This is a genomic window from Pseudoalteromonas sp. CNAT2-18.1, from assembly GCF_022347865.1.
Classification (GTDB): Bacteria; Pseudomonadota; Gammaproteobacteria; order Enterobacterales; family Alteromonadaceae; genus Pseudoalteromonas; species Pseudoalteromonas ruthenica.
Map to the genome: position 1 here is coordinate 449,215 of NZ_JAKRFR010000001.1, position 11,777 is coordinate 460,991.

At 48.1% G+C, this 11,777-nt stretch carries 9 protein-coding genes; 4 read left to right on the forward strand and 5 right to left on the reverse strand.

The annotated features are described in order from the left end of the window. Positions 1 to 21 precede the first annotated feature (21 nt). Together MHM94_RS01965 and MHM94_RS01970 are read left to right on the forward strand one after the other, a co-directional pair. Complete coding sequence (locus MHM94_RS01965; RefSeq protein ID WP_235418601.1) at positions 22 to 384, forward strand: hypothetical protein; 363 nt, start codon at positions 22 to 24, stop codon at positions 382 to 384. 107 nt (positions 385 to 491) lie between these two features. Then, positions 492 to 2,228, forward strand: a complete 1,737-nt coding sequence (locus tag MHM94_RS01970) for a methyltransferase domain-containing protein (protein ID WP_235418604.1) — start codon at positions 492 to 494, stop codon at positions 2,226 to 2,228. A 47-nt stretch (positions 2,229 to 2,275) separates the two neighbouring features. Here the strand turns inward: MHM94_RS01970 and dgt are convergent, their stop codons facing one another. The 4 genes from dgt to MHM94_RS01990 form a co-directional block, all read right to left on the reverse strand. Next, positions 2,276 to 3,739, reverse strand: a complete 1,464-nt coding sequence (gene dgt / locus MHM94_RS01975) for a dGTPase (protein WP_235418606.1) — start codon at positions 3,737 to 3,739, stop codon at positions 2,276 to 2,278. 100 nt (positions 3,740 to 3,839) lie between these two features. Further along, positions 3,840 to 4,352, reverse strand: a complete 513-nt coding sequence (locus MHM94_RS01980) for a GAF domain-containing protein (protein ID WP_022946437.1) — start codon at positions 4,350 to 4,352, stop codon at positions 3,840 to 3,842. Between the two features lie 195 nt (positions 4,353 to 4,547). Continuing rightward, positions 4,548 to 6,740, reverse strand: coding sequence for an NERD domain-containing protein (locus tag MHM94_RS01985; RefSeq protein WP_235418608.1), 2,193 nt, complete (start codon positions 6,738 to 6,740; stop codon positions 4,548 to 4,550). Between the two features lie 130 nt (positions 6,741 to 6,870). Continuing rightward, on the reverse strand, positions 6,871 to 7,266 hold the full coding sequence (locus MHM94_RS01990) for a hypothetical protein (RefSeq protein WP_026111298.1): 396 nt from the start codon (positions 7,264 to 7,266) through the stop codon (positions 6,871 to 6,873). A 198-nt stretch (positions 7,267 to 7,464) separates the two neighbouring features. On the opposite strand from MHM94_RS01990, the gene MHM94_RS01995 reads away from it, so the two are divergent. After that, positions 7,465 to 9,009, forward strand: a complete 1,545-nt coding sequence (locus MHM94_RS01995; RefSeq protein WP_235418610.1) for a sensor domain-containing diguanylate cyclase — start codon at positions 7,465 to 7,467, stop codon at positions 9,007 to 9,009. 2 nt (positions 9,010 to 9,011) lie between these two features. On the opposite strand, the gene MHM94_RS02000 is transcribed toward MHM94_RS01995, so the two are convergent. Then, on the reverse strand, positions 9,012 to 9,212 hold the full coding sequence (locus tag MHM94_RS02000; protein WP_045980600.1) for a hypothetical protein: 201 nt from the start codon (positions 9,210 to 9,212) through the stop codon (positions 9,012 to 9,014). Positions 9,213 to 9,508: 296 nt separating this feature from the next. Here MHM94_RS02000 and MHM94_RS02005 point away from each other — a divergent pair, with 296 nt between their 5' ends. Beyond that, positions 9,509 to 11,683, forward strand: coding sequence for an EAL domain-containing protein (locus MHM94_RS02005; protein WP_235418611.1), 2,175 nt, complete (start codon positions 9,509 to 9,511; stop codon positions 11,681 to 11,683). Positions 11,684 to 11,777 lie beyond the last annotated feature (94 nt).

Sequence of the window (11,777 nt, forward strand, 5' to 3'; positions counted from 1 at the left end):
AGACCAATTAAGGAGGTTGCTATGCGACTGACAGCTTTATACTTAACTACGTTACTGGCCGGTGCCCTTCCTATGAGTGAGGCAATGGCTAAGCCTGAACACTTCACGCCCCCAGGCCATGCGAAGAAAATGCACCACGGCAAAAAACATAAGCACAAACACAAAGAGCGCGATGAGCGCCATCATCACTGTGATCATTACAGCCATAGATACGACGATGACTACTGGCGTATAGGCCGACATATTGATTACGACGTATATCGTCACGGCAAGGTTCTGAGGCGCGACCGCCATGGCCACGTAATTGTGGATATGCACGGCGATGTGTTCCGGCTATTAGAGAACAGCCTAGAAATAGTCGAGATTATCAGCCGCAGACATTAATTTTTAAAACCGCCTCAGTGAGGCGTTTTTTATGTGCAAAGCACTTCATTACTTTTTGTTTGTTATATGATAGCTTTTAACTAACTTTATAAATAACAAAGCTTTTTGTGAGTAGCGACTTTTACAACACCCATGCTGAGCGCTTAGCTGAACAATATCTAAGCACTGACTTTGAGCAGGTACATGAGCAGTGTATGCCATATATTGTGCCGGTACTGAGCAAGGCTCGCGCTCGGATCCTTGATATTGGTGCTGGAGCAGGTCGTGACGCGCGCTATTTTGCTGAACAAGGTAACCAAGCTCAAGTCTATGCTGTGGAGCCAGCGGAACTGTTAGCTCAGCTCGGTGAGCAGCATACGCAAGGCTTACCTGTGACCTGGCTCACGGACTCATTACCAGCACTTCACGCCGTGACAAGATTAGAAATCAGTTTCGATCTTATTTTACTTAGCGCCGTTTGGATGCACATTCCGGAGTCTCAACGCGAGCGCTCGTTGCGTAAACTGACCAACTTACTTAAACCAGGTGGACAAATTGTTATTTCCCTGCGTTATGGTCAAGGTGAGCATGAGCGTAGTGAGCGAGCTATGTATCAAGTTTGCGCCGATTCGCTCAAAGCGATGGCTCGCAGTTTGGGCCTTAGTTGCACTCTATGTACTGAACGTGAGGGCGATAAGCTAAAACGTGAGCAAGTAAGCTGGCAAACGTTGGTTTTTCGTTTACCAGATGATGGTTCCGGTGCATTTCCGCTGATCCGCCATGTGGCGTTAAATGATGGTAAGTCAGCGACACATAAGCTCGCCTTAATGCGAGTGCTACTGCGTATTGCCGATGGCCACCCCGGTGCTGTAATACGGCGCGAGGATAATCGCGTGATATTGCCAGCTGGCTTAGTTGCTCTTTATTGGTGCCATCAATATAAAACCTTAATTGATCACTACCGCCTTTATCAAACGCCCAATAAAAGCCCCAATATGGGTTTTATGAAGAAAAATGGTTGGCACAAATTAGGCCACCTCACCGCCTCAGATCTGAAAGTCGGGAATGGCTTTAAGGGAGAAGAGGCAAAATCTGTGTGTCGCACGTTGTCGCATGCGGTGAGTAACATTCGTGATATGCCTTGTCGTTACATTACTTTCCCTAATACGCAGCAATGCGTGTTTGAACTCAGCAGTTCGGTAGTGCGAGCTACTGAGTTACTATTTCTTGATTTTCAAACGTTATGCAAATGGGGCGAGTTCTCTTTGCCTGAGCACACCTGGACAGCGCTTAATCGCTATGCCTGCTGGATTGAGCCTGTTTTAGTCAATGAATGGGCTAAAACCATGCAGTCCTATCAGGGCAACAACCAGTACCAGTGCCCCACTAAGCGTCATATTTTTATCGAAGCATTGAGTTGGTTAGAGCCGAAAAGAACGACAACCGAGGTACGCCAGCGCTTTGACCAACTGCGCCATGCAGGTGAGAGCTTATCTTGTGTCTGGACAACCCGTAAGCTGCAACGAGAGTATGACATTGATCATTGCATGCCCTTTGCGCGATGGCCCAATAATGACCTGTGGAATCTGCTTCCCGCATCAGCTCAAGCCAACAACGAAAAGCGTGACCGCTTGCCAAGTGTGCAGCGCCTAGAAGCTCAAGAAGGTTTAATAAAGCACTGGTGGCGCAGTGCTTGGCTTAATACTGGCGATGCAGCGAATCGACAAAAGCAACGGTTTTTTGCAGAGGCTAACCTGGCTCTACCGAATTTAGATATTAATAATACCTCAGTCGATGATCTTTTCGATGCCTTAGTGTTGCAGCGTGATCGTTTACGAGAAATGCAACAGCTTCAAGAATGGTGATGCCTTACTTTTAGATTTTATAAAGCTCGAAGCTTTATCATCATCACTTATTCCACCACCTTTAAAGTACGGTACTCGTCGTAGGCGAATTGGTCGGTCATGCCGCTGATGTGATCTTGAATCAGTCGACAGCGGTGGTAAAACTCGTACAGGTGAAAGTGTTCGGCGTTTTTATCCAGCGCAGCAACGGCTTTTTCATAAACGTTGAGGTATTTCCCCGAGAGTTTCTTCACCATGCGTGTGGCAATTAAAAAGTCTTTGTGGTGACTCAGCACTTGGGTGAATTGCTCATACTCTAAATCGAGTAGCACTTGGTATTCATCGAGCAAACCGGAGATGATTTTATAGCCTTGTAGCTCGAGCTTTTCAACTTCGGGGTGACAAAATACGCGTTCACGAGCGACTGTTTTCAAGGCATCGGTAATGGCTTGGTGGTGGCTGCCATCTTCGATTAATGAGGCGTTGAGGGTGCCGGCGTAAACGTGCTCTATGTTGTCTTTAAAGCGCGTTGCCGCATGCTCGACCAACGGGTGTAGGAGTTTGACACGCAGATAAATGAAAAAGGTGTTGTTGTAGTTAAACTCGGCCTCATCTGCTTTTTGCCGGGCAAACTCGCAGGCTTTGGCCACTAGGTTGCTGTAACCTTGCTCTGCGGTATCCAGTGCGGCCAGTCTCTGGCGATAAGCGTCATCTAAGTAGTGCACCAATTTCTCCACCGAGAGTATGCCTTTTTCTACTGCGTCTTCCATATCGGCTAAGCAATAGGCAATGTCGTCGGCGGCCTCCATAATGTAGCTGGCGGGATGACGACAGCCATTATCCATTTCTAAGGCATCACCCAATTGAGCGATGAACGCGGCCTCGCTGTGGTAAAAGCCGACTTTTTTCATAAGGTAGCTTTTATCTTTAGGGCGCGCGTTTTTCGCCATAGTGCCGGGGCGAGTGTATTTAAGAATCGCTGCTATTTGGCTGTAACTTAAGTTCAGCGCTAACAGCGAGTGAACTGCGCGGATCGCTTGCGCGTTGCCTTCGAAGCTTTGTAAATCAAGCATTAGCTGGTGCTTTAGCGGGTGTGTTTGCGCAAGCGTCGGCAACGGGCCAAAGCGTTGCTGCAGGTAGCGGCTAAACCAGTGGTTGATGGCGGCCTCACCAAAATGGCCAAAGGCCGGATTACCTATATCGTGCATCAAACACGCCATTTCCACTAAGGTCTCAAAGGGGCGCTCCATGTCGGTGAGGCCATAGTATGCACGCTCTTGTGCATTGAGCTTAGAAAACAGTTTTTGCACAATAAAGCGGCCGTTTTGCTGTACCTCAAGAGAGTGGGTGAGGCGAGAGCGTACGGCAGCATTGCGCTCTAATGGAAATACCTGAGTCTTTTGCTGCAACCGACGTATGCCGGAGGAGTTGATGATGCGGCCGCGATCACTCTCTAAGCTGGTATGCAAAGTTTTCAGCGGGTTCACTTGGCGTGCGGTGTTTATTTTTGTAGTAAAATCGATGTGCGCCATCATCACTCCTAGATAATTGACCTGCGTCTAAATTAGCAGCTTTAGTTCACAAATCAATGTGTTATTTCGGTGTGAGTGATAGCACTTATCAGTCAATAAACTAGCCCACGGCGCGTTGGTAGGTGGGCAAATCGAAGAACAGCGAGCTCATATTGGCAATGCGCTTCAATGCTGCTTTTTCTTGGTCCTGCCATTGCGGCACTTGCGTGCGGCTTTCACAGCAAAGCACCCCTCTTGGCTCGAAGTTATCGTGCAGCACGTAATCAAGCAAAGAGTAAAAGCCACATGGCTCAAAGTAGCCTGCGACCATATGTTTGGTAAACGGGTGGTGACGCACATCTTCAATGGCAAGAAAATCATGGCTGAATAGCGCAGAAAAATAAGCCTGGGCTGTATCTTGGCCAATAACCCCGCCGTCAGAATAGGCGCCGGTGTGTTTATCAAATTTAGCGATGCACACAATACTTGAGGTGTTTTCATTGGCCACCCAAAGGCTTACGACATCGGCTTGGGGAACATGCTCTGCTGCAGTGTGAACTATCTTTTGCAGCTTTTCTATGTGGCTTAAACCTGGGTTAGTTAAAGCCAAGTTAAGCTGAAATAAATCAACCATTTGCCACTCTCCTCACAACAAAAACGTTGTGACTATGCCCAATCTTGCTCCGTACGCTAGATACGTAACTGGAGCTTTACTGCGCCAGTGTGAGCCACTGACAATTATTTATTATAGGCACCACACGGCGTTGTAGCCTGACTATTTTTGCACGTTCGCTCAATACCACTCGCACCAGTAAATAATACGCAGGCACTAACGTTTTGGTTTCTCGTCATCGAGCGGGCCGGCGCCAATATCTACTTTTTCTTCGCTTGGCTTAAAGTCAGGGTCTAGCGAAAGATTAGCAAAAGGATTCGACTTTTTGTCTTTGTCTTTGTCTTTGTCTTTGTCTTTGTCTTTGTCTTCGTCTTCAGCGCTCGTTTGTTCCGGCTCTAAGTCATCAGTGCGAGCTTCTTCACTTTGCTGGTCTTGCTCTGAAAGCGCAGATTCTAACTCCGCAAGCGCGTCATCAAGGCTTTGACTATTACCATCGTCAATATCTAGCGCCAACTCTTCATCGCTTGATGATGTTTGCGCTTGTGTTGCTGTGCTTTGGGGCTCAATAATTGATGGCTCAGGCTCAGGCTCAGGCTCAGGCTCAGGCTCAGGCTCAGGCTCAGGCTCAGGCTCAGGCTCAGGCTCAGGCTCAGGCTCAGGCTCAGGCTCAGGGGTCTCTACCAAGGGTTGTGACGGGTCAAAGTCGTCAAACGGGTCATCCCCTTGGCTGGAATCCTCATGGCTTTTCTGCGAGCTTGATGCAGGCGGCTCTGCGGCAGAAGTGGATGATGCTTGCTCATCGGAGCTTGGGTCGGACTCGCCACCTGCACGTTTATTGGCGGCTTCTAAAAACGCCATAAACTCCTCATCACTCATATTCGACCAGTCTTTGCTACTGTTGTCACTGCTGGGCAGAGGAGTTTGCTCTTGTTGCTCCGTTGCAGGTGTCGGTTTGGGAGTCGGCGCGGGTGCTGAATCTTTACTAGAGTGCGCTGTATCGTCCGAGTTGGGTGCGTCGTCTTTGCGTTTGAACGGGTGAATTTCCGCGCTCTTGCTTGCTCCTTCCGGATCGCTGGAGCGAGGCTCTGCGGCAGGTTTGGGCATCGGCGCAACGTTCTCTGCGGGCACCTCAGGGCGAGATGTCTCTTCTTGTGCAGCGCTTGGTTGAGGCGTAGGCTCAGTGCGCGGCTCTGATTTTGGTGGCTGCACGGGCGTCTCGATTAACGGCTTGGTTGAAGACGCGCCCAGCGCGGCGTTGCTTCCCTGAGCAAGCAATTGCTTCACCTTGTCGACTAAGTTAGAACATTGTTGGGCGTCGAAGCTTTCAACACTGTAGCTAAGAATGTAGTCAACCAAGTCTTCACGCTGCATCACCAACGGAGGCAAATCAGATTTGAATAAAGCGTTGTTACTAAACAGTACCAGTAAGTTAACCTGTTGCTCTTGTATGTCCAGTACTTTAGCTAGCGCGGCAGCCTGGGCCTTGAGCTCGGTGATGGGGTTATCAAACTTGATTTCTTCATCGCCGTTTCGGGCGGTCCACTCTTGAGCGTGCTCGCCGCCAAAAATATCGCCTTCTTGGTTTGGTCGCGCCACGATAAACACGCCGTACGGGCTAATATATAACTGCTCGATGGCTGATGATTTGGCTTTTGGACCCACCAGTACAGGGACCGAAGAAAAGCGTTTATAAACTTGTGGGTCGAGCGTGTCAGGTTGTTTACCGGTGACCTTTTGCCACATCTTTTTGTAATTAACCTGTTTCTTAGGCAACTTCGGCACAGGAATAGCTTTGATAGCCGCTGTCTTTTTCGGCTTCACAGCTTTACCTTGGCTGCTGCGGTTGCTGCGAATAAAAATCAGCAACGTAATTAGCATGGCAATAAGCACCAAGGCTATTAATGCAGGGAAAATCAAGCCAACGAAAGGTGAACTCGGCTCTGAAGGTTGGCTTTGTACTGGGGCTGGAGCCACCTTTTTCGCTGTCACCGGAGCTGTTTTTGGCGCGGTAGTTTGTGTTTTTTCTGCCTTCGCTTGTTTTGCAGCCTCTTCGGCGGCACGCTGCTCGACAATAGTAAGTTGCGGCTCAGAGGTGGTAACTGTTGGTTCGGCCTCAGGTCTTTGCTCTTTTAGCACCTTCTTAGGTTTACTGGCTACTTCCTGAGGCTGAGATTGGTCATTTTCGGGCTTTGAGGTCGCTTTCGCTTGCGGTGTGCGTTTTTCTATATTCTTACAATTGGCATCGTAATCTCGTTTGGCACTGCGATAACTTGGGTGCGTGCGAGAGTGATCAAACTGCGCCATTTGCTGCTTCAAAAGAATACACATAGCACTGTTGTACTCGCGGGCACTGCTTTGAGTGCTCGCTAGGCTCAAGGTTAGGAATAAGACGAAATACGCGAATCTCATTTTATAAACATGGGTAAACAAGGTGTTATCTACACGTAGTCTAAAGCTTGTGACCACATTTAGCTATAGCCAAAAAGCGCGATTCGCAATCATACTGAACAGTTGATGAATTTTTCGCCTGTTTTTCAGGTCAGTGAATAGGGGATTCCAACCAATGCTGAATGATGGTTGGATTGTTTTGATACTTCTCTGGGTGCTGAATAATGGACTCCAATAGCGCCAGCTCTTTGGCATAATGCGTTTCTACATCAGGCACTTTTGATAACAGGCAAAATAGATAATCCGCAAACCCAGGCTTTGCCGGGCGCTGCTCTGTGGCCATACCTTTGTGCATAAGTTGCCTGTAAACATCCTCACGCCAACGCTGCGCCATGGTTTGCGGCGATAAAAAAGCGCTGCCAAGCATGGGTTGTAATTGTGCCAAAACCTGTTCCTTGCTTTTGTCTGCATGCAGGCAAAGCCATAAGGTAAACAGTTCCAGCTCAGTGAGTTCGGCTAAATCTAAATGTGCGCTTGGTTGATTCATAGTTACAGCCGTGTCAGCAATAGCATTGTTGTTCGACAACCGTAGTTAAACGATTGCACCTAAGGTGATACATAGTTCTCTACCGAGCAGTACGGGGCATCGCAGTAGGAAGATCATTTGATGTAGCACAAGCTTGATGATTAGTGCTATTGTTATACTCATAAAGTAGTAGGTAGTGCTTGTAGTTGGGCTGTGTATATGAAGTTTTCCCGTTTTGGTGTGATTGACTTACGCCAAGTTATTCTCGGGTTTGCGGTGCTGTGTGTGATGGTCACCCTCGGTAATCAGTTCATTATTAACTACCGAGTACACGGCCAGCAAATGGTGGCCCATACCTTGGCATCCAATCAGGCTTATGCCAGTAAGCTCTCTGATATTACCGAACAGTTCCTCAATTCTTTACAAATGCAGTTGCGCTATAGCGCTGCGCGATTAGCTGATAACAATACCCTAAAATCACAGCAGCAAGAAACGCTGCGCTTATTAGAGCAAACCGCGTCTTTCAACTCTGTGGTGGTGGTGAACGAGCAAGGCGTTATTACCAGCACTGCGCCGTTAACCTTGGGTGTTAAAGGTGTGAGGTTAGAAAGCGACAGTGCTAAGCAATCTTTGCGCGCACAAGCACCTACTATTCCTCAACCGTTTGTATCGCCGGCTAGTAATTTAATTGTGAGCCCCTCACACCCCATTTTTAGCGCCGATGAGCAATATCAAGGCTACATAGCTGGCACCATTTATTTGCATGGCGACAATATTCTCTCGCGGCTACTCGGGCAGCACTTTCACAACGACAAAGCCAATATTATGGTGCTCAGCGCAAATGGCAGTGTTATTTATCATTCTCAACGCCAGCGTGTGGGTTCCAAAATCACGCCCGCTTCGCCATTGTGGCCTGCGTTTGCCAATGCGCAAATGCAAAGTGGCAGCGAAGGTGTTGGCGCTATGTTAGTGGGCTATGCACCTGTGCGCACAGCGAATTGGGTGGTGCTAGTGGGGACTGAGCGCAATCAAGTCGTTGAGAGTGTCGGCAACACTATAATGAACGTGCTTGCCAAAGCTGCACCAGTGACCGTGATCACCTTATTAGTGATTTGGTATTTAGCGAATTTAATTAGTGCTCCGCTGCGACAGCTCGCGCAACGCGTGGCCGATTCAAGTAAAGAATATGATGATGTGCCAACCTGGTTTTTTGAAGCGAAAACGCTACGCAATGCACTGAGAACTTACAGCAATGAGCAGCACCAGCGTATTAACGACCTGAATAAAGCAAGCTTAACCGATCCGCTCACCGGCATTGGCAACCGCCGTTATATGGAAGTGTTTATTCAATCTATGGTCGCTGATGAACAAGCCTTTGCGGTGATCACCTTGGATATCGACCACTTTAAGCGTGTCAATGATAACTATGGCCACGATGTGGGTGATGACGTTATACAAGGGTTAGGGCAGCTATTGCAGAGCAGTTGTCGAGAATACGATGGCGTGTGTCGCAGTGGTGGCGAAGAGTTCCTACTTATTCTCCCAGGCATAGGTAAAGACATTGCGTTAGAGCTGGCAGAGCGCTTGCGAGTGACTATCCAGGCCCATGATTTTACACCAGTACCGCAAGTGACAGTGTCTCTTGGCGTGAGTTTGTGGCAGCCAGGTTGCTCGGTGGATGCGGTGCTTAAAGCTGCTGATAATGCGCTGTATCGGGCGAAACAACGAGGCCGCAATCGCTGCGAGGTGGAGTTGCTGGGCTAGAGTTATTTGCGTGGTTGCTGTTTATCCCAAAGCGACAATAGGCGCTGCGCAATGCCCCATACCAACAGCAAAATCATCAGCAGTGTGATCACCAATAGCAGCGCCGAGTCATTAATAAACAACCAGCTTAGGCTCAGCACAATGCAGCAAAACACACAAATGCTCAGTAAAGTATTTTTGCGTTTATTCGCCTGTTTAGTCATGCACACCTACCGTTTTAGAAACTGCCGATAGTATATCAACTTCTGGGCGCTGATCATCCTTCACTTTGTAACTTAACGACGTAATTCAAGATGTGATGAGCAAAGTTTCACCACCGGCTAGCATGCGCTCCGATCACAGCTGTTAAACTGTTGGAAAGTAACAATTAAACTCTTGTAATTTATTGATTTGAATCATACATTTGCCAGCTAACCAATAACCAGAATTTCCCTCAAAGCCTGTTCCTGATACTGTGCTAAGCTTCTTATGAAATGGTATACAAAATTACAAGAATCATATGACATCGTCTTTTAACGCGCTTTACCAATGTAGCTGCAGCGAGCAAGCCTATGAGCTGGCACTGAGTATGATTGATGAAGCTTTTGGCGCAGCCCATTGCTTTGTTGGTAAGTTATGCGCCAACGCGACAGAAGTACATACTGTGGCTTACCATCAAGACGGTGCCGTACGCGCAAATTTCCAATATCCTCTGGCTGGCTCTCCGTGCGCCGATGCATTACAGAGCGTCGATGTGTGTGCTTTTGGCGATAATGTGGCTGATTTATTTCCCGGTGATACCATGCTTGCGGAGCTGGGGGTTGAAGCCTACATCGGTGTGACGCTGCGCGATGTATCACGCCAACCCATTGGTATTTTGGTGGCGCTATTTGACCAACAGCGAACGTTTGACCAAGTTGATGAGCAGTGGTTCAAGGACTTGGCATTTATCGTTGCTGCTCAAGCCCGCCACGATGCTGACTTGGCGCGAAAGGATAAGCTGTTAGCCGAGCTATCACTGCGTAATATCGTGTTTGAGCAAAGCAAAGAAGCCATCATGATCACCGATAACAATAACCGCATCCTACGGGTTAACCCCGCCTTTGAGTTGTATACCGGTTATCGTGAGAGTGAACTAAAAGGGCGTTCACCCGCAGTGCTTTCCTCAGGTCAGCATCCTCCAGAGTTCTATCATGAAATGTGGCGGCAGCTCGAGCAGATGGGCCACTGGCGAGGCGAGATTTATAATCGTCGTAAAAATGGTGAAATTTACCCAGAAGAGCTGTCGATCACTGTTAACCGTGGTGCTAATGGACAAATTACCCATTATATTGGTTTGTTTCGTGATATTAGCCAATGGAAAGAAAGTGAGCGCCAACTACGGTTTTACGCAAGCCAAGAACCCTTAACAGGGCTTTTTAATCGTCGCAGTTTCTTAGAGAAAGTGGAGCAACACATTTCGTTGTTTCGCGCTCAGGAGCAGCACGCGTCAGTGCTGTTTTTAAACCTCGATCGTTTTAAAGATATCAACGATTTATATGGTCCAGAAATTGGCGATAAGGTACTGATTGCGGTGGCGTTGCGGCTGCAAAATTGTGTGCGTAATCATGATGTGATCAGCCGCTATGGCGGTGACGAATTCACTATTTTAATTGCCGATGCCAAACCTGGGCACGCGCACCGCTGCGCCGAGAAAGTGTTGGAGCGAATCCACCAGCCCATACGCTTGGGTGATTTAAGCATTGAACTAAGTTGCAGTATTGGCATTGCCCACATGCATAGCGATACCGATAGCGCCACGGTGCTCGTTCGCAACGCCAATCATGCCATGTTGAGTGTTAAGCGCGCTCAGTCTCATAGCATTGCCGTACACAGCCAAGAGATTGAAGCCATTTACCTGCGTAAACTTAAACTGCGCGACAAACTCCATAAGCTACTGCGCTTTGATGGCCTAGATGTGGCCTACCAACCGGTTATCGATAACCAAAGCGGGCGTATTGTTAAGTTTGAAGCCCTAGCACGCTGGCGCGATGAAGAGCTTGGGGTGATCCGTCCCGATGAGTTTATCGCCATCGCTGAGGAGTTCGGACTTGTGGCTATTTTGGGTCAGTTTGTGCTGCGCAAAGCGCTGGCCGATTTGGCATGGATCCATAGCCAAGGCTACAACGACATCAGCATGGCAGTGAATCGTTCAGCCTCAGAATTTAACCATGTATTGCATCCCGTTGATACGGTGCTCGATACCTTGGCTGACTATAACTTAAAGCCCAGCAGTTTGACCATTGAGGTGACCGAATCGGTGGCCATTCATGCCCGAAAGCAAGCCGAAGGGGTGCTTAATGAGTTACGTAGCAAAGGAGTCATGGTGGCCTTGGATGACTTTTGTACAGGGTATTCATCATTGAGTCACCTTATCGACCTACATGCTGATTACATTAAAATCGATAAGAGCTTTACCCAGCAAATGCTCAGCGAACACAAGCACCAAGTGGTGATTGCCAGCGTTATTCGTATTGCCTCAGAGCTGGATATGGAAGTGATTGCCGAAGGCGTGGAAACACAGCAGCAACAGCAACAATTGCGTGAGTATGGTTGTCACTTTAGCCAAGGTTATTATTACTCTCCTGCAGTTCCTTTAAAAGAGGCGATGGTGCTGTTAGCCAAGCATAATGGCGATGTACAACGGCCCCAATGAGTTTTCCAATATAGGTTCAAAAAGTGTTAAAAATGAAGCGATTAGCAGCGTTTTAATCGCAATTTAACAATCTTGTGCCATAGTGAATAAGACC

Excerpts from the sequence above, each read along its gene's own strand:
- MHM94_RS02000 (WP_045980600.1), bottom strand. The coding sequence starts at position 9,212 with ATGACTAAACAGGCGAATAAACGCAAAAATACTTTACTGAGCATTTGT.
- MHM94_RS01980 (WP_022946437.1), bottom strand. The coding sequence starts at position 4,352 with ATGGTTGATTTATTTCAGCTTAACTTGGCTTTAACTAACCCAGGTTTA.
- MHM94_RS01985 (WP_235418608.1), bottom strand. The coding sequence starts at position 6,740 with ATGAGATTCGCGTATTTCGTCTTATTCCTAACCTTGAGCCTAGCGAGC.
- MHM94_RS01965 (WP_235418601.1), top strand. The coding sequence starts at position 22 with ATGCGACTGACAGCTTTATACTTAACTACGTTACTGGCCGGTGCCCTT.
- MHM94_RS02005 (WP_235418611.1), top strand. The coding sequence starts at position 9,509 with ATGACATCGTCTTTTAACGCGCTTTACCAATGTAGCTGCAGCGAGCAA.
- MHM94_RS01990 (WP_026111298.1), bottom strand. The coding sequence starts at position 7,266 with ATGAATCAACCAAGCGCACATTTAGATTTAGCCGAACTCACTGAGCTG.
- dgt (WP_235418606.1), bottom strand. The coding sequence starts at position 3,739 with ATGGCGCACATCGATTTTACTACAAAAATAAACACCGCACGCCAAGTG.
- MHM94_RS01995 (WP_235418610.1), top strand. The coding sequence starts at position 7,465 with ATGAAGTTTTCCCGTTTTGGTGTGATTGACTTACGCCAAGTTATTCTC.